Raw genomic sequence first — 21348 nt, forward strand, 5'->3', positions numbered from 1 at the left:
GACTTCGACCCGGTGATCGCGTCGATGGAGTTATCTTCCCCTCCTCTCGTAAACAGCGGAATGACCAGCAATTACAATCCAGCATTTCATTGCATGTAATAATCATTTTTTTCCGACCCTGCTGCCCCTCCCGACACTCCCAGCATCAAGTCCATAAAGGCCACTGACGCCGCGCTGTGATAGTTGTTTTTACGCCGTAACAGCGCGGCTCCGCGCCGTGGCCCCTTGTCCAGCAGCGCGATCCTGCGCAGGGCTCGGTCCTGGGTAGCGATAGGCTCCGGAAGAATAGTGGCGACCGCCGTGTGCCGCATGACTTCCAGCAAGGTATTTACCGAATTGACCTCGATCACCACCTTGGGTGTGATCTGCGTCTTGGCGAAGTACTCGTCAATACAGATGCGGGTGGCGAAGTCGGGCGTCAGCAACGCAAAGTCCAGTTGAGCGACCTGCTCGGCGGTCAACGGTTTCTTGCAGTCGTATAACGGATGATCCCGCCCCACCACCAGCCCCAGGGTTTCTATAAAAGCCGGGATCGTTTCGATGTCCGGGTTTCTCACCTCATCAAACGCAATGGCGATATCCAGTGAGTCATCCGCCAGGCCGGTTTCGATATCGGCCATGGAGAGTTCAAAGATCTCCAGGTGGATATTTGGATAGAGAGCCATGTAGTCGCGCATCAACGGTCCTACCAGGTACGCCATGAACGTCGGTGTCATGGCCAGGCGCAGGGTACCGCGGGACAGATCCTTCACATCGTGCAACGCGCGCTTGCCAGCTTCCAACTCAACCAATACGCGACGTGCACATTCGATGTAAGCCTGCCCCGCATCGGTAGGTTTTACCGTGCGCGAGGTCCGGTCGAACAGCACAACGCCAAGGGTCTCTTCCAACTGTCGGATCTGTTGCGACAAGGTCGGCTGGGAAACATGCAGCGCCTCGGCGGCGCGGGTGAAGCCGGCGTTATCGGCGACAGCCAACAAATAGCGCAAGTGTCGTAGCAGCATGGGATTCCCCCTCTATAGGCCGTGCTTATGCGTTGCATTGTATATCGGTCCTGGACGCTATCGAGCAACCACCAGGACATTGCTCATACCCCGGCAACACCAGGAATGCCAAAGGTTATTCCGGCGAATTGATGTGCGACGCGAACAGCAAACTGGACACCAGTCGTACAAAAGCGCTTTTACACAACCTCTATCGAGGATGTGTAAAAACGTCATAGAGGGATTTTGAATCTCAGGTCCAAGCTTTTTGAGGGTGACGTTCCGTCGTTGCGTCCGGCGTCATCGACAAGTAAGCACATGCCGTGAAAAAAATATGAATTGGCCGTCTGCTGTCATCTGCCAGAGACAGGTGTACGCAGGGTCACAAATTCTTCTGCCGAGGTCGGGTGTACACCGATGGTTTCATCGAACAGACGCTTGGTCGCACCCGCTTTCAACGCGATGGCCAGCCCCTGGATGATGTCTCCGGCGTCGGGCCCCACCATGTGCGCGCCCAAGACCCGATCAGTAACGGCATCCACCACCAGCTTCATCAACGTCTGCTCGGACGAGTCCGTGAGGGTCAGTTTCATCGGCTTGAATCGGCTTTCGAAAACGATCACATTCTGGCCATTCTCCAGCGCCTGTTCCTCAGTCAGCCCAACGGTTCCGATGTTGGGCTGGCTGAACACAGCAGTGGGAATGTGGCGGTAATCTACTGGACGATATTCTTCAGGTTTGAACAATCGACGAGCGACCGCCATGCCTTCCGCCGTTGCAACAGGGGTCAGTTGCACCCGTCCAATCACATCACCCAACGCCAGGATCGATGGTTCGCGAGTTTCAAAGTTGTCATTGACGTCTATGTAACCCTTCTCATTGAGTTCGACGCGGGTATTTTCCAGGCCCAGATTGTCGAGCATCGGCCGCCGGCCAGTGGCGTAGAAAATGCTGTCCGTCTCCAGTTGACGACCGTCGTTGAGTGTCGCCAATAGACTACCGTCAGGCTGTTTATCGATCCGGACGATATCGGTGTTGAATGCCAATTGCAGTCCGCGCTTGGTCAGCTCCTGCACCAGGTGCGTGCGAACCGCCTTATCAAACCCACGCAGGAACAGATCACCGCGATACAGAAGGCTGGTGTCGGCACCAAGGCCATTGAAGATGCCGGCGAATTCGACGGCGATGTAACCGCCGCCCACCACCAGTACTCGCTTGGGCAGTTGCTCCAGAAAGAAGGCTTCATTCGAAGTGATGGCATGCTCGCGACCTGGAATTTCCGGAATGTGTGGCCAGCCGCCAGTTGCAATCAAAATGCGTTCGGCGCTGAAACGCTGTCCATTGATTTCCACATGATGCGCGTCGGTCAGTCGTGCATGGCCTTCGAGTAACGTTACGCCGCTGTTGATCAGCAGTTTGCGATAAATACCATTGAGTCGTTCGATCTCTCGGTTCTTGTTGGAAATCAATTTTTGCCAGTCGAATTGCGCCTTGCCGGCCGTCCAGCCAAAGCCCTCGGCCTGATCGAAGTCGTCGGCAAAATGCGATCCGTAGACCAGGAGTTTCTTCGGCACACAGCCGACATTAACGCATGTACCACCGAGGTAACGACTCTCGGCAACTGCCACTTTCGCGCCGAATCCCGCGGCAAAACGCGCTGCACGGACACCGCCGGAACCAGCGCCAATCACAAACAAATCAAAGTCGTAGGTCATCTCAATTCTCTGCAAGGTCGCACAACACATGTGCTGCCAAATATCGTTAAAGGGGAGAAAAACGAAGTTTCAATGCACGCAACATCGAGACGCACCGTTCCAGGACCGAAGCCTGGTTCTGACGCGTGCCGGATCTATACGTGACAGGAGCCGCGATGTATTCGCTAGCCAGCGCTCCCATCAATTGGGGCAGCAAAAAGCCGCCTTCGTATTCGGTAACGACCATGACCGGAGTATCCAGCCAAGGGTTACCGTCGCAGGAATGAGCGACATCAATCATGTGGGGACTCCCTGGATGGACACTGCATTCACCCGAATTGGGTCAATTGCTTCTGCGTTCAGTCTCACCATGTATGGGCAATTAGAGAACCAGCAGGGATGTCATGACTTAATTGTGCTGAGTGAAACAATCCTGCGAGGCGTTGTTCTGAACATACTGATCAGGCTGCCGTCAGCGTCTTATGCGAGGTCATTGACAGTCACAAATTCCACGCTAATCCCTCTTTCCAGCGACCATCCGACTATGAGGTCGCTGGAAAGACACGGGGGCTTATCGCGTGTTGTCAGGGTCGCTTAGCCGCCGCTGCACGCCGATCCCCAGACTTGATACGTCACGGTGTGACGCTGGCCCTGGGAATCGTCATACGTCAGTACCACGGGGACGATTCCGCAGGCATTACTGACATCGGTGATGCTGATTGTTTTGACGATATCAAGGGGCATTCCGGTCCGTGCAACCTCCTCAGCCGGTGCTGCCACGATGCTGCTGGAAACAATGGCTAACGTCAGAGCAATCACCGGTTTGGAAAAGTTCTCCAATAAGCGGTTCATGCGTGACTTTCCCGCAGCAAATTGCGAGCGGAATCGGCCATCACGGCAAGAGAGCCGGCCAGCATCAATACGTCTTTGAGCACCAGGCGACCGCCACCGGACAGATAGGGAAAACCGTGTTGAGCATCGCCCAGAGCCCCCACCCAGGCTTCGGGCGTAGTGATCAGAAAGCTCAAAGTCACCAGCGGCGTACCGAAGGCCAGCGCACCACCGAGCAAGCCGGTGCGACGTGAGATCGGGTTGGACAGCACCAACAAGCCAATCAGGAGTTCGACAATGCCCAACCCCGTCGAGAATCCGTAAGTGTTGTTGCCTGTCTGCCATGCGCGCTTCTCCACGTTCAGTTCACCTTCATGTGTCAGGTGAGCCTTGTACTCTTGGGGGTGTTCGTAGAAGAACGACATGAAGGGACTGTTGGCCACAAACGGTGTGATGCTATCGGCCTCATATGGGACGAATTTGAGCGCGCCGATCCACAGGAAAACGATGCCGATTGCCAGTCGCATGAGCGAAGCGCCAAAGGTGTCCACTTTGCTGAGGAACCGTAACCAGGTTGTAAATGAGGTGAGCATGGGACTTCTCCAGAACATTGAATGTGGAGTCAGTCTGCTGGTTTTGAGACCAGTGCTTTTGTTCGTCATGCTCAAGTTGTTGCTTGATCGTCTCAACGTGACCTTCACGTTTCAATGACGTAAAAAAACCTCGGCACTTTGTAGTACCGAGGCTGCTTGGACGCGATGTCAGGCTAGTTTTTCAGCGCATCAAACGCTTCGAGCGTGCGTAGCGAATAGATGTAAGCAGCGCCCGCGTTCATCGAGATAGCCGTGGCCAGGGTCGCAGCCACCTCTTCGCGGCTCGCGCCTGCCTTGATCGCTGAGTTCGTATGTGCGGCGATACAACCATCGCAACGAGTAGTGACAGCGACGGCGATCGAGATCAACTCGCGTGTCTTGACATCAAGCACATCGTTTTCGGCAGCGGCTTCACCGAGTGCCATGTAGGCTTTGACCATCTTGGGGTTGCTCTTGCCCAGTGCGCCGAAGGCTTTCTGGATAGTGGGCAATAATTCGGACCAATTATTGAACATAGCGTAAATTCCTGAGCAGGTTGAGTGTACTGTTTCGACACACTCAGTTTTCTCCAGTGGCGCGATTCAGGTTTGTTCGATCGGCTCAGCTTTTATTGCGAAAGACTCAAAATGAATTCAATCGATAAACTCATCAGCTTGGCCAACGTGCGCGGCAGCCTGGATTTGCGCTGCCAGTTCGAGGGGGATTGGGCTCGCGAGCATGAGCAGGAAGCCTTGGGCAAGGCGCCCTATCACATCGTGTTGGCCGGAGAGTGCCAGGTATATTTTCCAGATGGCGAGCGTGTTTCCATGAAGACCGGGGACATTTTGCTGCTTCCACGGGGCGTGCCGCATGTCATGCACAGCACAGGCAAAACCGTAGCGCCGACCGTGCCGTACGTTAGCGAAGGTGGTGTCGTGCCGATGCATCGTATTGGCGGGGCCAGTCGCGATTTCGACATGCTCTGTGGCGGGTTTCACTTCAATCGCACGTCACTGCTCTTCGCTGCGCTGCCCGAGTATCTGGTCATCCCGCCCACCGCCAGTGGGCAGCTACTTGCGCTGGTGGAGATGCTGCGTGGCGAAGCGGACGGCGACCAGGTCTGCTCCAGATTCATGCTCGACGCGCTATCCCAGGCGCTGTTCACCTTAATCCTGCGAGCGCACCTGGCAAGCGATGGCCAGACCACTGGCTCATTGGCCTTGCTCAGCGACAAACGCCTCGGACGCGCCTGGCAGGCGATGCTGGCCGACCCTGCATTCGAGTGGACCGTTGAAGGGCTGGCGGAAATGGCGAGCATGTCCCGCGCAACGTTCCTGCGCGCATTTGCACGTGTGGCTGGCGCGTCACCCTGGGTGCTGTTGACTCAGGTCCGTATGGAAATGGCGTTCAACCTGCTGAGCCATTCCCATCTGGGGCTGAGCGATATTGCCGTACAGGTCGGGTACCAATCGCAATCGGCCTTCAGCAAGAAATTCAAGGAGTTTTACGGCGAGGCGCCAGGCAAACTGCGTCGCGGGATTTAATTCTACGGCAGGTCCATCGGCGACACGGCGGTCACGATCTTCAAGGAAACCTCCCCCGGCCGTATGCCTGTTCGCGCCGCCCTGGCAACAGGATTGTGCTAGACCTTAGATATGATTGCGCTGGTGTCGAAGTCGTAGGGAGGCCGCATCCAATGGCGCCAGGTGATCAGCCATTTGCTCATCAATGACTTGCAGTCAATCACAGATGCCACAGCAAGGCTTCCCGCCTTGTGCTCGAGCCTTTGACCATAGGGAGGTTCTGAGCGAGGAGACACCGCCGCTTTCCACTTGTCGTTACCTACCTGGGAGGAGCACATGTGAGTCGAGATTCCCTCTCTGATTCGCCTCTGGATAACGGACCAATAGTCTTCGTTGTTGATGATGATGAGTCCGTGCGCATCGCATTGAGCAGTCTTTTCCGCTCGATGGATGTGCGGGTCGAGACGTTCGCCTCCGCGGCCGAATTCATTCGCCGCCCCGACCCTCAAACACCGTGCTGCCTGGTGCTGGATGTTCGCCTACAAGGGTCCAGTGGCCTGGATGTCCAGCGAGAGTTGCTTGAGTCGGCGAATAAGTTGCCCATCATCTTCATTTCCGGGCATGGCGACATCGCGATGTCTGTTAAAGCGATGAAGGCTGGCGCCCTGGACTTCCTGGTCAAACCGTTTCGCGACCAGGACCTCCTGGACGCGGTATCGGCTGCACTAAGGACAGATACAAAGCGCCGTGAACTGGCCAAGGAGGACGCTGGTTTGCATGCCTGTTACCAGTCACTGACTGCCCGGGAACGCGAAGTCATGGCTTATGCCGTGAAGGGTCTGATGAATAAACAGATCGCCGGCGAGATCTGTATCAGTGAAGTCACTGTCAAAATTCACCGCGGGAACGCGATGAAAAAAATGAAGGCGAAGTCGTTTGCTGATCTGGTACGAATGGCTGAATCGCTAGGGATAGGAGGTAAGCACTGAATCAATTTAAGGCGTAAGTACTGTGTACTTGGAAGCAATACGCTCTTGGAGTGTCAGGCAAATGCCTCTATGCACCTGCCCCACCGTCCGTCCCCTCTCTTATTACTCCCACTCATACTCACAAATCTCGCCCAGCTGAACGCCGACAAATTGTCCAGCACAATTAAAAAATCAAAATCTCGCCGTCCGCCATTAATACTCAAGTATTAGCCGCTACCACTCACGCGCTAAAAAATTCGACCTTATGTCGAAGTGCTTATCGGCTGCGACAGTCCTATCCTGTGTTCAAGCAAACGAAAACACCGAACGAGCAGACACCAGTGACAAAAGCAATCAGTCCCAATGCATACAGATCAATTCGGCGAACTTGAATGGAGGCTCAGACACTACCAACAGTTTTGACAATGATTACCGATTTCTAAAACAACACTAATCAATATCATCCGTTACATAATCTCGACTGGAGAAACGCCATGACACAGTCACACGTTTATAACGAAGTCAGCATTGCATTGACGACCGAAATCCTGCAAGCCAAAGCCAGCAGAAACCTGTCATGGCAGGACCTGTCAAACGGTACCGGGCTGGGCCTGGCTTACGTTACTGCAGCCCTCTTGGGTCAGCAACCGCTGCCAGCTGACGCAGCCAGAATCATCGGCCAAAAACTGGGCCTGAACTCCGAGAGCGTGGCTTTACTGCAAATCATTCCACTGCGTGGAAGTTTGTCAGGGGTCCCTAGTGATCCAACCATTTACCGTTTCTACGAGATGATCCAGATCTACGGAACGACGCTGAAAGCGCTGGTTCACGAGCAGTTCGGCGACGGCATTTTCAGCGCAATCAACTTCAAGCTGAATATGCAGAAAGTTGAAGATCCAGAGGGTGGCCACCGTGCAGTGATTACCCTTGACGGCAAGTCCCTGCCGCTACGTCCTTTCTGACGGTATAACAGGCACAACAGGCCGACGTGCGGGCCAATTAAAGCCCTCTCAACGAGCTCACATCCATTAAACCGGAGATCACTTTCATGACTAAATTCCTGTTTTTCGTCTTGTCCGTTACGGCCTCATTATCGACATACACACAAGAAGCCAACGCAGATCCAACAGTTGACATATATAAATATGGAATGCATCTAGACATTGCTAACGTGGTCAAAACCTCACTGGCAGCTGATGTCTGCGGACCCACACCAGTGCGGATGACATACAACGACTCTGACGGTGAAGTACACATCCTGGAATACCGCGTCATTGGCACCGGATGCACGAATTGAGGTAACCATAGGAACGCGAGGATAATGAAAATAAAAAACACCTCATTGGCGTTTTTTTGAAAAGTCACTGCTAGCACACCCAACGACCTGCGCATTACCTGCTCGCCATACCCGCGTTGCTGCGTGATACAAGAAAAGATCACTCTGGCGAAAGCGCCAGGCCAGTAAGAGGGCAATAGCCTTTCAGCGCTTAAACTTCGGCTGTTTCACCCAGTGAAATATTAGATTGTTCTTTTTGGTCGTTCTCACGCAATTGATAGAAGCAGACCATGATCCGCGCAGTCGATCGATTCGTTACAGGTATAGCTGTCTGTGCTCGAAGATCCGTGGACTTCTGGATGGCGCAAAAAAGTGTCTGAAACGCTCCATAGACGTTGCGCCAACGCCCTCCCCATGAAGGCGCAGACAGTTCTGCACCCGTTTCAAATTTACCTGACTGCGTCAATCTTCTATACACAGGAACATTCGATGAAACAGTTATTTGCAGGGCTTGCGCTCGCAGCAACAATGATCAGTTCGACCGCTGCATTGGCCGCTCCGATCAAACCAACCGTTGTGTTGGTGCACGGAGCCTTCGCCGACTCCAGCAGTTGGAACGGTGTGGTAAGAATTCTGGAAAAGGATGGATATCCGGTAATCGCGGCCTCCAACCCTCTTCGCTCGCTCAAGGGTGACGCACAGTCTGTCGCGGATGTGTTAGCGAGCATCAAGACTCCAATCGTCTTGGTCGGGCACTCTTATGGCGGTCCGGTCATCAGCGAAGCTGCCTATGGAAATGCCAACGTCAAAGCCTTGGTTTACGTCGCTGCTATTGCGCCCGAGGCAGGTGAGTCCACCGCAGACCTGGCGGGTCGCTTCCCAGGCAACACACTTGGCCCAACCTTGGCGCCACCGGTTGAATTGGCCGACGGTGGTAAAGACCTCTACATCCAACAGGACAAGTTTCACGATCAGTTCGCCGCGGATGTGTCGAACGCCGACGCCAAGGTCATGGCTGCGACCCAACGCCCTGTGACCGCAGAGGCGCTCAACGAAAAGTCGAGCGAGCCAGCGTGGAAAACCATTCCTTCATGGTTCGTTTACGGTGACAAGGACAAGAACATCCCCGCGCAAGCCCAGGCGTTCATGGCTGAACGAGCGCATGCCAGACAGACCGTCGCGGTCAAAGGCGCGTCCCATGTCGTGATGGTGTCCAATCCGAAGGTCGTTGCCAGCCTGATTGAAGCGGCTGCCACTGCCAAATGACGATTGCCTGCAACCGTCAATGGAACGGTCGTGGCACTCGTTCAATCAGCATCTGGCCGAAAGGCCGGATGCACTTGCAGACCTTCGACAAGGTCGTCGACGAAACTGCGTACACTCATCGTTGGAGAATTTGTGATGACTTCCAAATTGCTCGTTCTGACCGCGACCCCCAGTATTCTTTGCGGGCTAGCTTTCTCTATTGTTGCAAACGCTGATTCAACCCCCGGTACGGCCGCAGAGGGGTCGCCAGTGTTTGGGGTGACACTCCCACCGGGCTACCGGAACTGGCAATTTGTCAGCATTGCTCATGAAGAAGGTGATAAACCTGACATCCGTGTCATTCTGGGAAATGATGTCGCCATGAAAGCGTTCAGGGATGGGACACGGCCATTTCCAGATGGCACTGTCATCGCTCGACTCGCTTATCAATATGAATCCTCCGCGCAAAACAACGCTGTGTTTGGTCGGGACCAATCTTTCATCGCGGGCGAGCCCACGAACGTCCAGATCGAAGTCAAAGACTCTAAGCGTTACGCCAATACAGGCGGATGGGGTTACGGGCAGTTTGAAAACGGCAAGCCCAATCCCAGTGAAAAGATCGTCAATGGCTGCTTCGCTTGCCATACGAAATTGCCCACTGCGACGGACCTGATATTCACAAAGTATTCCGAATAACTGGCCGTCGCTGGTGAACAACCGTCACTGGACGGGTGCCCACCGATGCGAGTATTGCTTCAGTTATGCTGGCTCAATCGCCGTAGGCGTCAATCGGCACGGAAGTGTTGGCAGAGCGATTCTCGAAAATGCTCCAACAGAAAATCGACGAACACCCGTGTTTTGGCCGGCAAAGATTTTTTGGAAGAGTAGTAAACCGAAACCACGCCCAGATCGACATACCAATCTGGCAATAATCGAATCAGCTCACCGCGTTGCAAGCGAGGCCAGGCGCGATCCAAGGGCAGCAGTGCGACACCTAGCCCCATCACAGCACAGCTGCATAGCGCCTCCGGGTCGTTCATGATGGCTGCGGGTTTGAGATTGAGGTCGAACCGCCCTTCCCCAGCATCACGAAGCGTCCAGTTCAGCAAACGCCCTGAGTTGGTCGAACGCATTACGATGCCATCAACCCCCTGCAACTCGCTGGGCGTAGTGGGCAGCGGCTTGCCTTCCAGCCATGACGGAGCAGCGACAGCCACGAGATGAAGTTTGGCGAGTTCTCGTGCCACAACGCCAGGTGACAATTCCATGCCGCCACCGATAGCGACATCAAACCCTTCACCTATCAAATCCACGCGTCGTATTTCTAAATGCCAATCTGGCACCACCGCGGGGTAACGCTGCATGAAGGTCTTGAGCAATGGCAATACATAATCGTAAGCCAAAGATGGTGACAAATTGACCCGCAATCGTCCTGCGGGGACTTCTCTGGCTTCGCTTATCTGATTGATGGCCCCCTGGAGGGTTTCCAGGCCTTCTGCGACCTGTTGGTAAAACAACTCTCCCGCTTCGGTGAGGGTGATACTTCGCGTGCTGCGGTGGAACAAGCGCGTACCCAGATTGGCTTCAAGGCGCGCCACATTCTTACTGACAGCGGCTGCGGAAATGCCCATGCGCCGTGCGGCTTCGGAAAAGCTGCTGGCTTCCGCGGCACGGGCGAAGGATTCTAGATTACCTAGAGTTTCCACGATCATCTCCAACTTTTGGTTGAAGCTGATTCTACCTATTGAAGACTAATTTATCTTTTATGCTTTGGTCATGATGGGCTTCCTCCTGGTTATCAAGATTGGAAGCAAAGCATCATGGCAAAATTTCTCGTTACTGGCGCGACAGGCAGATTGGGCAATGCTGTCTTGCATTCACTGGTACAAAAAATCCCGGCATCCGATGTTGTGGCAATGGCACGTGATATTGAAAAAGCCGCGCCCCTGGCTGCACTGGGTATAGAAGTGCGCTACGGGGATTACACCGATTACGATTCGTTGGTGGCGGCATTCGAAGGCGTCGAAAAAATCTACATGGTGTCAGCCGTAGCCTTCAGTGATCGTCTTGCCCAGCATAAAAACGTGATCGTTGCTGCCGGCCGGGCCGGTGTTCGCCATGTGGTTTACACCAGTATTCAACGGGTCAACGATGAGCTGGCTCCTATTGAAGGCGTGACTGAAAGCGATATCGCTACCGAACGATTGCTCAAGAGGTCGGGCCTCACGTACACGATTGTTCAACATCCCCTATACGCCGACGATTTGCCCTTCCTCACCGGCGCCGATGCGGCAAAAGAAGACTTCAGTGCCCCAGCAGGTCAAGGTCGAGCCAGCTTCGCCACTTTTGCCGAGCTGGCAGAGGCCGGTGCCGCACTGTTAACCGAAACGGGGTATGAAAACCGCACTTGCCTGCTGAATGCGGGACAGACGTGGTCATTCCAGGACATCGCTAACGGGTTGGCTCGACTGACGGGGAAGCCGATTGATTACCAACCCATTTCCACTCAAGCATTCATCGCCGCTCGGGAGGCTGAAGGCTGGCCAACCTCGGTCGCGAAATTCCTCAGCGGCTGGGGTAACGCCATTGATAAAGGCGCTTTCGACCAGAGCAGTCATACGCTTGAAAAACTGTTGGGACGCAAGCCGAAAGACCTTGAGGGTATGCTACGGGTCGCTTTCTCTCTCTAACTATTTGTTCTTCGTTCCTTCCCATGCTGCATAGCGTCTTGGTGGGAGGCTGCGTGTTGAGGCGGGTGAACTGCCGTCTCAACCCACAATACTCCCCCCAGCCCTCATTCTATTGTCAGTTGTTCAATCAATGCCGAATGCTCGGGAAACTCCGCACAGGGCTTTTGCCTGCTGCCGCTGCCGCCACGATGGGCACCATCAGCCATGAGCCATCAGCCATGAGCCGAGCATCAGATCTATGATCGCGATGCCCAGTCTGAAGCGCCATCCAGCGGCATGCGGTGCATTCATGGCTGCCGTTCCTTTTTGACGAGTCATATTGAATGTGATGCCGCGTGAAAGCTTAGCAGTCGGCTGATCATCAGGGCGTCTATGCTCTTGTGAACTTAATGGACCGGAAAACGTGCATGCATTTGACGCGATCAAGCCAACTGCTCCTGCTGGGTGTACTGGGCTTGAGTGGTTGCGTGCGCCTCGGGCCGGATTTTCAGTCACCGAAGCCAGCCTGGATTGACCACTGGAGCTCCCCTGCTCTTGAGCAATCCAGCCAGCGCAACCTGCATCCTGATCTGCGGCAGTGGTGGCAAGTCTTCGGCGATCCGGTGCTCGATCGTTTGATCGCCGAGGCGGACGCCCAAAATTCGGATCTGAAAATCGCCGGTCTACGAGTGATGGAGGCCCGTGCCCAACTGGGCATCGCTCAAAGCGGGCGCTACCCGCAATTGCAGCAAGCCAGCGTCGACAGTCTGTACTTCAACCGCAGGCAATCCGGCGGAAGCAATCCGCAGGACAGTCATTTCTGGCAACACAGCGCCGGGTTCGACATTGGCTGGGAGCTGGATTTCTGGGGTCGCTTCAGCCGTGCCATCGAATCCGCCGATGCCGGTTACTTCGCCGCACAGGCCAACTACGAAGACGTGCTCGTCCTGCTGCGTGCCCAAGTGGCGGACACCTACTTTTCGTTGCGCACCACCGAGGCGCGTTTGCGTGTGGCGAAGGAAAACGCCAAACAACAAAAGCGTAATTTCGAGATCACCGAAAAGCTGTTCAACAGCGGCCAGCAAGCCGAGCTCGACCTGCAACAGGCCAAGACTCAGTACCTGGGCACCCTGAGCACCATTCCCAACTTTGAAGACCAGGTGCTGCGTATCCGCAATGCGCTGGCTGTGCTGGTCGGTCAGCCACCCGGTGCACTGTCACAGTTGCTTGAGAATGAAGGACTGATCCCGCTGGTAGACCGCGCAGTGCTGCAGGATGTGCCCGCCAACCTCCTGCTGCGCCGACCTGATGTGCGCGCGGCCGAACTCAACGTCGCAGCCCAGTCGGCGCTGATCGGTGTGGCCGAAACCGAGTTCTACCCGTCGTTGACTTTGCTCGGCAGCATCGTCTGGTCGGCCGACACGCTGAACGGCACCTCCAGAAGCCTGGACTTCATCGGCGGCCCCAGCCTGCGCTGGAACCTCTTCGACCATGGCCAGATCAGCAACAACGTGCGTATCCAGGATGCGCGGTTGCAGCAGTTGATCGAAGCCTACCGCGACAAGGTTCGCCAGGCGGCGCGTGAGGCCGATGACGCCGCCAGCGGATTGATCAAATCCCTGGAGCGCGAACGTATCCTGCGTGAGGCGGAAGTCTCCGCCAAGCGCTCGCTGGTGCTGGCCAACGCGCAATATCGTGAAGGTTATTCGGACTTCCAACGGGTGCTGGATGCGCAACGCGCCTTGCTGGAGCAACAGGACAATTACCTGGTCAGCCGCAGCAATGCCGTGAGCAATGTGATTGCCCTGTACAAAGCCCTGGGCGGTGGCTGGTATAGCGCGCTGCCGAAAATCGATGCGGCGACCCGCCGGCAAATGGAGCAACGTACGGACTGGGGCGATCTGCTGGATGAGCCTTCAGCTGCACAAGCCAACAAGGTAAAAGACCATGAGTGAAGCCGCACCGCCCTCCCCCAAGGCACCCGAGCCGCCCGCCGATCCGGCGAAGAAAGGCATCAAATGGGTGTTGCTGGTCATCGTCCTGAGCCTGGCCTGGTATTTGTCGGCGGACCGGTTCACGCCTTACACCCAACAGGCCCGGGTAGGCGCCTTTGTCATTCCGGTGGCGGCTGAAGTGGCCGGCCGGGTCAATCGCGTCAACGTGCGCAACAATCAGGACGTCAAGGCCGGAGACGTTCTGTTCGAGGTGGATCCCCAGCCGTATCAGATCGCCGTCGACCGCGCACGCGCAGACCTCGAATCGACACGCCGACAAATCGGCGCCAGCACCGCCGGCATTGCCTCGGCACAAGCCAATCTGCGCGCCGCCCAGGCCAACGAACTCAAGGCGCGCCAAGACAATCAGCGCCTTGAGGGGCTGTATCGCGATGACCCCGGAACCATTTCCGTACGGCTTCTCGAAGTGTCTCGGGCCAATCGCGAACAAGCCGTCAGCCAGGTCGCCGCGGCCCGTGCCGAAGTCCAGCGTGCGCGTGAGCAGGAAGGTGGCAGTGAGGAAGATAACGCTCTGCTGCGCAGTGCCGCGACGGCGTTGTCGAAAGCCGAACTGGACCTGGCCAACACGCAGATTCGCGCAGGGTCGGCAGGCTTGATCACCGACCTGCGCACCGATGCCGGGCAGTTCGCCGCCGTCGGCAGTCCGGTGATGACCCTGATCGCCATCCACGATGTGTGGATCAGTGCTGACATGACCGAGAACAACCTCGGTCGGGTCAGGGTCGATACGCCGGTGGCGATTGTTCTGGATGCGCTGCCGGGCGAAGTGTTCGACGGGCGCGTGCGCAGCGTCGGTTACGGCGTCAGTGTCGGTCAGACGCCGGCACCCGGTACCTTGCCCAATGTACAGAACAGCCGCGACTGGCTGCGTCCAGCCCAGCGCTTCCCCGTGATCATTGAGTTTTCCGAGGAATCCAAAGCGCGGCTGCGCGACAGCCGTGCGATGCGTGCCGGCGGCCAGGCTGAAGTCATGGCCTTTCCTACCCAAGGCAATCCATTGAACCCGCTCGGTCGTCTATTTTTTGGTCTGATGAGCTGGCTGTCCTATGCCTACTAAACGCACACCCAGGGCTCAACGCGCACTGCGCCTGGCCACGGGCACTGCGTTGTGTCTCGCCGGGAGTTTCGGTTTGGGCTTGCCGATTCCCTTTATCGCGCCGGTGCTTGCGTTGTTGCTCCTCGCCACCGTCAACCGGCCTTTGCCGTTCAAGGCCGGAATTGTTCTGGCCGTCGTTGCAATGTTGACCACCGGAGTCGGCCTGTTGTTGATACCGGTTCTGCGTTATTACCCGGTCAGTGGCGTGCTGCTGGTCGGCGTCTGTCTGTTCCTGGTTTTTCGTTTTGGATTGCGCGGCGGCAACAACCTGATCGTCACGTTCCTGGTGATCGGCCTGACCATGATTTCTTCAGCCGGTGTCGCCGAGTTCGACCTCGCGGCGATGGTTATTGGCGCCCTGGTCAAAGGATTACTCCTCGCCGTTTTGGTGGTGGCGGTGAGTCACTGGCTGTTTCCCGACCCGCCCAACGCGCCGTCGCCACCCCCTGCGCCGCTGTTACCGGAGGAAGAAGTCAGCCGGGTTGCGCTGCGTGCAACCCTGATCGTGTTGCCAGCGTTTTTGCTGGCAATGATCGATCCGGCGAGCTACCTGCCGATCATTCTGAAGGCAGTCGGCCTGGGCCAGCAGAGTTCCACCACGGCCCGAAATGCCGGTCGCGAACTCGTCGGTTCGACCCTGCTGGCCGGCGTGCTGGCGGTGTTGTTCTGGAGTGCGCTGAGCCTGTTTGTGCACCTGTGGATGTTTTTCCTGTGGATGCTGCTGTTCGGTCTGATCCTGGCGCGCAAGTTGTACGCCCTGAGCCCGACCCGGCTGAGCCCGGGGTTCTGGCTCAACAGCCTGATCACGATGATTATCCTGCTCGGTCAGTCGGTGCAGGACAGCCTTGCGGGCAAAGACGTCTACACGGCATTTGCCGTGCGCATGGGACTGTTCATGCTAGTGACGTTGTATGCGTGCCTGATGGTTTATCTGCTGGATCAGCGACCGCCAAAACGCGTTCAGGGATTAACCTGATACCCCTTTCCTTGCAGGCAACTGGTGTAGGCCGTCGAACTGGTGGAAGCGGCGGTTTTCTGTTGCGCCCGGCGTTCCTGGCGTTGACGCGATCCCCCCACCACCGCACCGGCGGCCGCCGTCTCTTTGGCCCGGTTCTGCCGATAATCCTGCTTCACATCGTCATCCACACGGTCATAAAACTCATCGTGCTGGCGACCGCGAACCTGAGCTCCAGTGGCGCCGGCAGCGGCACCGACAGCCGCTCCTTTCAGGCGGCCACCGGATGCAGGCGGCGGCGTCGAAGTCTGACCCGCGGCGATGTTGTGGCAGGCCTCGATGTCCAGTTGGGTTTGTTGCGACGTCTGGCCCTTCAACGGGACCACCGTTTCGGCCCACGCCTGCGTGGCGGCAATCGACAGCGCGACACACAGACCAAGGGAAGACAAGCTGTTCATGATGACCTCCGAGGTGTCCTCAGCCTCCAGAGTGTAGATCACCCCCGCGCGCCCTCCCCCGACTTATGACTGACGGCCAGCACGCTTGAGCGTTTCACTCGGCAGCTCTTTGAACAGCGCGCGATAACTGCTGGAAAACCGACCCAAATGCCAGAACGACCATTGCATCGCCACTTCGGCCACAGTGGTTTCCGTGGGCGAGCGACTGAGCAGTTCGCGGTGAGCGCTGTTGAGGCGGCGCAGGCGCAGCCAATGGGTCGGCGTCATGCCGGTGTACGCCTTGAAGGCGTGCTGCAACTGACGCAGCGACACCCCGGCGACCTGGGACAGTTCCAGCAAATTCAAGGTTTCTTCCGGGGAATCGGCCGCCCATTCGCCGATACGCTTCATCACCGCCCGCTCTTCGGCGCGACGCTGCAAACCGCCGCGGTCCAGGCAGACACAGGCGTTGTCGAGGATGTACAGACAGTCTTCCAGCAACTGCTGGGTCAACGCCTCTTTGCTCGGCGGATCGAGGGTCTGCGCCAGACGGGTCAAGGTTCCGCTCAACCAGCGACTGAACAGCGCGTTCTGCTCCGAGTTCAACGGTGCCATGAACAGCCCTTCGAGCCTGGCGACATTCAGCCCGTGCCGTTGAACGAACTCAGGCCCGAACACCACGGCAATTTCCTGATAGTTCTCCGGCGTGATCCAGATGTTGCGGCTTTCTTCATTCAACACGTACAGCGCGTTGTCGCTGCGATCGAAACAGAACGCCAGTGAACCCTCGGGCGCGCTGAAATTCTGTTCGACCCGAGTGTTCATGTGTTCCTCGTAGATCTCTACGCCTTGCAGGTCCAGATACCGCACCCGCCCGGCAAAATGCCCCGGCGACATCTGCTGGTAATGCTGGACCCATCCCGGCGTGGCGCGGATTTGCTCGGCGACATCGGCGGTGTTGAACGCTTGGACCTGTAATGGATTGCACGTTGTCATGGGTGACCTTACGCACTCGTTTGGTGCGTTTTGGTGCTGCTGAAAGTGGATAGATGGAACGTCAAGGCTCGCCCAAGATAGTCGTCAACGCGTCCCAGGGGAAGTGTGTGGCGGATGAAACCACCCTCCCCGGCGTTAATAAAACCAATAACGAGGTCTTTATGAATGTCCCTTTCGATCAGCTGCTCACATGGCTGAAAGATCACAAGATTACCGAAGTCGAGTGTGTCGTCAGTGACCTGACCGGCATTGCACGCGGCAAGATTGCACCCACCAACAAGTTCCTGCATGAGCGAGGCATGCGCCTGCCGGAAAGTGTGCTGTTGCAAACGGTAACCGGGGACTTTGTCGACGACGACATCTACTACGACCTGCTCGACCCGGCCGACATCGACATGGTGTGCAAGCCCGTTTCAGACGCGGTCTACGTGATCCCATGGGCCATCGAGCCTACCGCGATCGTGATCCATGACACCTTCGACAAATTTGGCAACCCGATCGAACTGTCGCCGCGCAACGTGCTGAAGAAAGTCCTGCAGCTTTACACCGATAAGGGCTGGAAACCGATTGTCGCGCCGGAAATGGAGTTCTACCTGACCCAGCGTTGCGAAGACCCGGACCTGCCGCTCAAGGCCCCGCTGGGCCGTTCGGGCCGGGCGGAAAGCGGTCGCCAGTCGTTTTCCATCGACGCGGCCAACGAATTCGACCCACTGTTTGAAGACGTCTACGACTGGTGCGAATTGCAGGGTCTGGACCTCGACACGCTGATCCACGAAGACGGCCCGGCACAGATGGAAATCAACTTCCGTCACGGCGACGCGCTGGACCTGGCCGACCAGATCACCGTGTTCAAACGCACCATGCGCGAAGCGGCTCTCAAGCACAACGTCGCGGCGACGTTCATGGCCAAGCCGATCGGCGATGAGCCGGGCAGCGCCATGCACATCCACCAGAGTGTGGTGGACATCGCCACCGGCCAGCCGATCTTCGCCAATGCCGACGGGCAGATGAGCGAGCTGTTCCTGCACTACATTGGCGGCCTGCAGAAATACATCCCCAAAGTACTGCCGATGTTTGCGCCCAACGTGAACTCGTTCCGCCGCTTCCTGCCCGACACCTCCGCACCGGTGAACGTCGAATGGGGCGAGGAGAACCGCACCGTGGGCCTGCGTGTGCCGACCTCCAGCCCCGAGGCGATGCGCGTGGAAAACCGCTTGCCGGGCGCGGATGCCAACCCGTACCTGGCCATCGCTGCCAGCCTGTTGTGCGGCTACCTCGGCATGGTCGAGCGCATCGAGCCAAGCGCTGCGGTGCAGGGCCGGGCCTATGAGCGACGCAACCTGCGTTTGCCGATCACCATCGAAGACGCGCTGACGCAGATGGAAGAATGCGAAACCATCGGGCGCTATCTGGGTGACAAGTTTGTCCGCGGTTATGTCGCGGTCAAGCGCGCGGAGCACGAGAACTTCAAGCGGGTGATCAGTTCGTGGGAGCGGGAGTTTTTGTTGCTCAGCGTCTGAGCCCTACACACATCCCCTGTGGGAGTGAGCCTGCTCGCGATGGCGTCGGCACAGCCAACCTCTGTATCGATTGGCCCACCGCTATCGCCAGCAGGCTGGCTCCCACAGGAATAGCGAAACACCTGAATAACCCAATAATTCCAAGAGGTGTCGATATGCGTCTATTGAAATCCGTGGTCCCGGTCGCGCTGGCCATGCTGGTCAGCTCCGTTGCACAGGCCCAGCCGACCGTCAGCGTCTACAACTGGACCGATTACATCGGCGAAACCACCCTCGCCGACTTCCAGGCGAAAACCGGGATCAAGGTGATCTACGATGTCTTCGATTCCAACGAAACCCTTGAGGGCAAACTGCTCGCCGGCCGTACCGGGTATGACGTGGTGGTGCCGTCCAACCACTTCCTCGCCCGCCAGGTTAAGGCCGGCGCGTTCCTCAAACTGGATCGCGCGCAGTTGCCGAACTTCAAGAACCTCGACCCGAAACTGCTGGCACTGCTGGAGAAGAACGACCCGGGCAACGAACACTCCGTGCCGTATCTGTGGGGCACCAACGGCATCGGTTACAACGTCGACAAGGTCAAACAAGTGCTGGGCATCGATCACATCGACTCCTGGGCCGTATTGTTCGAGCCGGAAAACATCAAGAAACTCAGTCAGTGCGGCGTGTCGATGATGGACTCGGCGGACGAAGTGTTCCCCGCCATCCTCAACTACATGGGCATGGACCCACGCAGCGAGAACCCGGAAGACTTCAAGAAAGCCGAAGCCAAGCTGCTGAGCATCCGCCCTTACATCACCTACTTCCACTCGTCCAAGTACGTGTCGGACCTGGCCAACGGCGACATCTGCGTGGCCTTCGGTTACTCGGGTGATGTGTTCCAGGCCGCCAACCGCGCCAAGGAGGCCAAGAACGGCGTGAACATCGCTTACGCGATCCCCAAGGAAGGCAGCAATCTGTGGTTCGATTTGCTGGCGATTCCCGCCGATGCCAGCAACCCGAAAGAGGCTCACGCCTTCATCAATTACCTGCTGGACCCGCAAGTCATCGCCAACGTCAGCGCCTCGGTCGGTTACGCCAACCCGAACCCTGCCGCCAAGCAGTACATGGACGCTGAACTGGTCAACAATCCCGAGGTTTACCCACCTCAGACCGTGCTCGACAAACTCTACATCTCGACCACCCCGCCCCAGACCATCATGCGTTTGATGACCCGTTCCTGGAGCAAAGTGAAGTCCAACAAATGAACCCGTACAGCAACGAACATGCGCGCTCCTATTACGCCGCGTCGGCCAATGCGCTGGCGCCGTTCCCCGCCTTGACCAAAGACCTTGTGGCTGATGTCTGCGTGATCGGCGGCGGGTTTACCGGGGTCAACACCGCCATCGAACTGGCGCAGCGTGGGCTCTCGGTGATTCTGCTGGAGGCCCGACGGATCGGCTGGGGCGCCAGCGGGCGCAACGGGGGGCAGCTGATTCGCGGCATCGGGCATGACGTCAGTGGATTCACCAAGCATGTCGGTCACGAAGGCGTTCGCTACCTTGAGCGCGCCGGGATCGAATCGGTGGAACTCGTGGGCAAGCGCATCCGTGAGCACAATATTGATTGCGACCTGCGCTGGGGTTTTTGCGAACTGGCGAACACCCAGGCGCAATTCACGGCGTTCAAGGCTGAACGGGAAAGCCTGGCCGAGTCGGGTTACGCCCATGAAACCCGGCTGGTCGGGCCGGAGCAGATCCGAGAACAAGTGGTCAATTCGGGCGTGTATGCCGGTGGCCTGGTCGACATGGGCTCGGGGCACTTGCACCCGCTGAACCTGGTGCTGGGCGAAGCGCGGCTGGCGCAATCGCTCGGGGTGCAGATCTTCGAGCAGAGCCCGGTGCTGGAACTGATCCATGGCAGCACGGTGCAGGTTCGTTGTGCCGGCGGCACGGTGCGTGCCGGCAGTCTGGTGCTGGCGTGCAATGCGCATCTGGACGAACTGGAACCGAAACTCAGCGGCAAGGTGCTGCCGGCGGGCAGCTACATCATCGCCACAGAACCATTGGCGCCTGAGGTTGCCGCGCAATTGATCCCGCAGAACCTGGCGCTGTGCGACCAGAAAGTCGGCCTGGATTACTACCGGCTCTCGGCGGACCGGCGCTTGCTGTTCGGCGGTGCCTGTCATTATTCCGGTCGCGATCCTGCAGACATCGCCGCTTACATGCGCCCGCAAATGCTCAAGGTGTTCCCGCAACTGGCCGATGTGCGCATTGATTATCAGTGGGGCGGCAAGATTGGCATCACGGCCAACCGCTTTCCGCAGGTCGGGCGCTTGCGCCAGCACCCGAACGTGTTTTATGCCCAGGGTTACTCCGGCCACGGGCTGAACGTGACTCACTGGTGCGCAAAACTGCTGGGCGAAGTGATTCATGCCGGGCACAGCCAAGGCTTCGACGTGTTCAGCGCCGTGCCGCACATGACCTTTCCCGGTGGCCCGATGCTGCGTTCGCCGTTGCTGGCTCTCGGTATGTTCTGGTATCGGCTGCGTGAAATCCTCGGCTGAAACCGGAGCACAGACCTCACACAAAA

The 21348-nt window shown here is 57.2% G+C and carries 23 protein-coding genes; 13 read left to right on the forward strand and 10 right to left on the reverse strand.

The genetic code is table 11. The features are described 5' to 3' along the window. Nucleotides 1-86 precede the first annotated feature (86 nt). From cynR to ACM1ZW_RS25710, 6 genes are all read right to left on the reverse strand, one after another. The gene (gene cynR / locus ACM1ZW_RS25685) at nt 87-1004 is read right to left on the reverse strand and encodes a transcriptional regulator CynR (protein WP_416739621.1); all 918 of its coding nucleotides are present in this window, start codon (nt 1002-1004) and stop codon (nt 87-89) included. Between the two features lie 332 nt (nt 1005-1336). Continuing rightward, complete coding sequence (gene gorA, locus ACM1ZW_RS25690; RefSeq protein ID WP_416739622.1) at nt 1337-2698, reverse strand: glutathione-disulfide reductase; 1362 nt, start codon at nt 2696-2698, stop codon at nt 1337-1339. 46 nt (nt 2699-2744) lie between these two features. Next, on the reverse strand, nt 2745-2978 hold the full coding sequence (locus tag ACM1ZW_RS25695) for a hypothetical protein (RefSeq protein ID WP_416739623.1): 234 nt from the start codon (nt 2976-2978) through the stop codon (nt 2745-2747). 293 nt (nt 2979-3271) lie between these two features. Beyond that, complete coding sequence (locus ACM1ZW_RS25700) at nt 3272-3529, reverse strand: DUF2790 domain-containing protein (RefSeq protein WP_416739624.1); 258 nt, start codon at nt 3527-3529, stop codon at nt 3272-3274. After that, nucleotides 3526-4101: a reactive chlorine resistance membrane protein RclC gene (gene rclC, locus ACM1ZW_RS25705; RefSeq protein ID WP_017338996.1), complete on the reverse strand. Its 576-nt coding sequence runs from the start codon at nt 4099-4101 to the stop codon at nt 3526-3528. Before rclC ends, ACM1ZW_RS25700 begins: the two co-directional genes overlap by 4 nt. A 173-nt stretch (nt 4102-4274) precedes the next feature. Continuing rightward, nucleotides 4275-4616, reverse strand: coding sequence for a carboxymuconolactone decarboxylase family protein (locus ACM1ZW_RS25710; protein ID WP_017338998.1), 342 nt, complete (start codon nt 4614-4616; stop codon nt 4275-4277). 111 nt (nt 4617-4727) lie between these two features. On the opposite strand from ACM1ZW_RS25710, the gene ACM1ZW_RS25715 reads away from it, so the two are divergent. The 6 genes from ACM1ZW_RS25715 (at nt 4728) to ACM1ZW_RS25740 (ending at nt 9788) form a co-directional block, all read left to right on the forward strand. Then, on the forward strand, nt 4728-5624 hold the full coding sequence (locus ACM1ZW_RS25715) for an AraC family transcriptional regulator (RefSeq protein ID WP_031318950.1): 897 nt from the start codon (nt 4728-4730) through the stop codon (nt 5622-5624). 317 nt (nt 5625-5941) lie between these two features. Then, nucleotides 5942-6592, forward strand: coding sequence for a response regulator transcription factor (locus ACM1ZW_RS25720; RefSeq protein ID WP_017339001.1), 651 nt, complete (start codon nt 5942-5944; stop codon nt 6590-6592). A 473-nt stretch (nt 6593-7065) separates the two neighbouring features. Next, nucleotides 7066-7533: a cyanase gene (gene cynS, locus ACM1ZW_RS25725; RefSeq protein WP_416739625.1), complete on the forward strand. Its 468-nt coding sequence runs from the start codon at nt 7066-7068 to the stop codon at nt 7531-7533. Between the two features lie 86 nt (nt 7534-7619). Then, complete coding sequence (locus ACM1ZW_RS25730; protein ID WP_017339003.1) at nt 7620-7868, forward strand: DUF2790 domain-containing protein; 249 nt, start codon at nt 7620-7622, stop codon at nt 7866-7868. Between the two features lie 468 nt (nt 7869-8336). Then, on the forward strand, nt 8337-9113 hold the full coding sequence (locus tag ACM1ZW_RS25735; protein ID WP_414880502.1) for an alpha/beta fold hydrolase: 777 nt from the start codon (nt 8337-8339) through the stop codon (nt 9111-9113). A 135-nt stretch (nt 9114-9248) separates the two neighbouring features. Then, nucleotides 9249-9788, forward strand: coding sequence for a cytochrome P460 family protein (locus ACM1ZW_RS25740; RefSeq protein WP_416739626.1), 540 nt, complete (start codon nt 9249-9251; stop codon nt 9786-9788). 89 nt (nt 9789-9877) lie between these two features. On the opposite strand, the gene ACM1ZW_RS25745 is transcribed toward ACM1ZW_RS25740, so the two are convergent. Continuing rightward, a complete protein-coding gene (locus tag ACM1ZW_RS25745) occupies nt 9878-10798 on the reverse strand; it encodes a LysR family transcriptional regulator (RefSeq protein WP_031318951.1) in 921 nt (306 codons plus the stop codon). Nucleotides 10799-10912: 114 nt separating this feature from the next. On the opposite strand from ACM1ZW_RS25745, the gene ACM1ZW_RS25750 reads away from it, so the two are divergent. After that, nucleotides 10913-11782, forward strand: coding sequence for an NmrA family NAD(P)-binding protein (locus tag ACM1ZW_RS25750; protein WP_416739627.1), 870 nt, complete (start codon nt 10913-10915; stop codon nt 11780-11782). Nucleotides 11783-11980: 198 nt separating this feature from the next. Here ACM1ZW_RS25750 and ACM1ZW_RS25755 read toward each other — a convergent pair whose 3' ends face one another. Continuing rightward, on the reverse strand, nt 11981-12208 hold the full coding sequence (locus ACM1ZW_RS25755) for a hypothetical protein (RefSeq protein ID WP_416739628.1): 228 nt from the start codon (nt 12206-12208) through the stop codon (nt 11981-11983). On the opposite strand from ACM1ZW_RS25755, the gene ACM1ZW_RS25760 reads away from it, so the two are divergent. Genes ACM1ZW_RS25760 through ACM1ZW_RS25770 form a run of 3 tightly spaced genes read left to right on the forward strand, consistent with a single transcriptional unit; the run spans nt 12190 to nt 15848 of the window. Continuing rightward, nucleotides 12190-13716, forward strand: coding sequence for an efflux transporter outer membrane subunit (locus ACM1ZW_RS25760; protein WP_416739629.1), 1527 nt, complete (start codon nt 12190-12192; stop codon nt 13714-13716). The two genes, ACM1ZW_RS25755 and ACM1ZW_RS25760, sit on opposite strands and share 19 nt — an antisense overlap. Then, nucleotides 13709-14833 (forward strand): HlyD family secretion protein, encoded by a 1125-nt coding sequence (locus tag ACM1ZW_RS25765; protein WP_416739630.1) that lies wholly within the window; start codon nt 13709-13711, stop codon nt 14831-14833. Before ACM1ZW_RS25760 ends, ACM1ZW_RS25765 begins: the two co-directional genes overlap by 8 nt. Beyond that, nucleotides 14823-15848 (forward strand): DUF2955 domain-containing protein, encoded by a 1026-nt coding sequence (locus tag ACM1ZW_RS25770; RefSeq protein ID WP_416739631.1) that lies wholly within the window; start codon nt 14823-14825, stop codon nt 15846-15848. Before ACM1ZW_RS25765 ends, ACM1ZW_RS25770 begins: the two co-directional genes overlap by 11 nt. Here ACM1ZW_RS25770 and ACM1ZW_RS25775 read toward each other — a convergent pair. Then, nucleotides 15833-16285 (reverse strand): YMGG-like glycine zipper-containing protein, encoded by a 453-nt coding sequence (locus ACM1ZW_RS25775; protein ID WP_031318953.1) that lies wholly within the window; start codon nt 16283-16285, stop codon nt 15833-15835. The two genes, ACM1ZW_RS25770 and ACM1ZW_RS25775, sit on opposite strands and share 16 nt — an antisense overlap. A gap of 63 nt (nt 16286-16348) precedes the next feature. Beyond that, nucleotides 16349-17260: a helix-turn-helix domain-containing protein gene (locus ACM1ZW_RS25780; RefSeq protein WP_414880386.1), complete on the reverse strand. Its 912-nt coding sequence runs from the start codon at nt 17258-17260 to the stop codon at nt 16349-16351. Between the two features lie 161 nt (nt 17261-17421). On the opposite strand from ACM1ZW_RS25780, the gene ACM1ZW_RS25785 reads away from it, so the two are divergent. The 3 genes from ACM1ZW_RS25785 to ACM1ZW_RS25795 all read left to right on the forward strand — a co-directional run bounded on the left by ACM1ZW_RS25785 (nt 17422) and on the right by ACM1ZW_RS25795 (nt 21322). After that, entirely contained in the window at nt 17422-18780 is a 1359-nt protein-coding gene (locus ACM1ZW_RS25785) for a glutamine synthetase family protein (RefSeq protein ID WP_017339014.1), read from the forward strand. Nucleotides 18781-18935: 155 nt separating this feature from the next. Beyond that, on the forward strand, nt 18936-20024 hold the full coding sequence (locus tag ACM1ZW_RS25790; protein ID WP_416739632.1) for a polyamine ABC transporter substrate-binding protein: 1089 nt from the start codon (nt 18936-18938) through the stop codon (nt 20022-20024). After that, the gene (locus ACM1ZW_RS25795; RefSeq protein ID WP_414880385.1) at nt 20021-21322 is read left to right on the forward strand and encodes an NAD(P)/FAD-dependent oxidoreductase; all 1302 of its coding nucleotides are present in this window, start codon (nt 20021-20023) and stop codon (nt 21320-21322) included. The genes ACM1ZW_RS25790 and ACM1ZW_RS25795 overlap by 4 nt, the downstream gene beginning before the upstream one ends. The last annotated feature ends 26 nt before the right edge of the window (nt 21323-21348 follow it).

Origin of the sequence: Pseudomonas sp. NFX71 (assembly GCF_048079215.1) — a bacterium.
Lineage (GTDB): Bacteria > Pseudomonadota > Gammaproteobacteria > Pseudomonadales > Pseudomonadaceae > Aquipseudomonas > Aquipseudomonas fluorescens_B.

Bases quoted from the DNA above. Each gene is read 5' to 3' on its own strand.
- ACM1ZW_RS25775 (WP_031318953.1), bottom strand. From the start codon at position 16,285: ATGAACAGCTTGTCTTCCCTTGGTCTGTGTGTCGCGCTGTCGATTGCC.
- ACM1ZW_RS25715 (WP_031318950.1), top strand. From the start codon at position 4,728: ATGAATTCAATCGATAAACTCATCAGCTTGGCCAACGTGCGCGGCAGC.
- ACM1ZW_RS25765 (WP_416739630.1), top strand. From the start codon at position 13,709: ATGAGTGAAGCCGCACCGCCCTCCCCCAAGGCACCCGAGCCGCCCGCC.
- cynS (WP_416739625.1), top strand. From the start codon at position 7,066: ATGACACAGTCACACGTTTATAACGAAGTCAGCATTGCATTGACGACC.
- ACM1ZW_RS25740 (WP_416739626.1), top strand. From the start codon at position 9,249: ATGACTTCCAAATTGCTCGTTCTGACCGCGACCCCCAGTATTCTTTGC.
- gorA (WP_416739622.1), bottom strand. From the start codon at position 2,698: ATGACCTACGACTTTGATTTGTTTGTGATTGGCGCTGGTTCCGGCGGT.
- ACM1ZW_RS25780 (WP_414880386.1), bottom strand. From the start codon at position 17,260: ATGACAACGTGCAATCCATTACAGGTCCAAGCGTTCAACACCGCCGAT.
- ACM1ZW_RS25695 (WP_416739623.1), bottom strand. From the start codon at position 2,978: ATGATTGATGTCGCTCATTCCTGCGACGGTAACCCTTGGCTGGATACT.
- ACM1ZW_RS25710 (WP_017338998.1), bottom strand. From the start codon at position 4,616: ATGTTCAATAATTGGTCCGAATTATTGCCCACTATCCAGAAAGCCTTC.
- ACM1ZW_RS25795 (WP_414880385.1), top strand. From the start codon at position 20,021: ATGAACCCGTACAGCAACGAACATGCGCGCTCCTATTACGCCGCGTCG.
- ACM1ZW_RS25760 (WP_416739629.1), top strand. From the start codon at position 12,190: ATGCATTTGACGCGATCAAGCCAACTGCTCCTGCTGGGTGTACTGGGC.
- ACM1ZW_RS25700 (WP_416739624.1), bottom strand. From the start codon at position 3,529: ATGAACCGCTTATTGGAGAACTTTTCCAAACCGGTGATTGCTCTGACG.
- cynR (WP_416739621.1), bottom strand. From the start codon at position 1,004: ATGCTGCTACGACACTTGCGCTATTTGTTGGCTGTCGCCGATAACGCC.
- ACM1ZW_RS25785 (WP_017339014.1), top strand. From the start codon at position 17,422: ATGAATGTCCCTTTCGATCAGCTGCTCACATGGCTGAAAGATCACAAG.
- ACM1ZW_RS25770 (WP_416739631.1), top strand. From the start codon at position 14,823: ATGCCTACTAAACGCACACCCAGGGCTCAACGCGCACTGCGCCTGGCC.
- ACM1ZW_RS25735 (WP_414880502.1), top strand. From the start codon at position 8,337: ATGAAACAGTTATTTGCAGGGCTTGCGCTCGCAGCAACAATGATCAGT.
- ACM1ZW_RS25750 (WP_416739627.1), top strand. From the start codon at position 10,913: ATGGCAAAATTTCTCGTTACTGGCGCGACAGGCAGATTGGGCAATGCT.
- ACM1ZW_RS25730 (WP_017339003.1), top strand. From the start codon at position 7,620: ATGACTAAATTCCTGTTTTTCGTCTTGTCCGTTACGGCCTCATTATCG.
- rclC (WP_017338996.1), bottom strand. From the start codon at position 4,101: ATGCTCACCTCATTTACAACCTGGTTACGGTTCCTCAGCAAAGTGGAC.
- ACM1ZW_RS25790 (WP_416739632.1), top strand. From the start codon at position 18,936: ATGCGTCTATTGAAATCCGTGGTCCCGGTCGCGCTGGCCATGCTGGTC.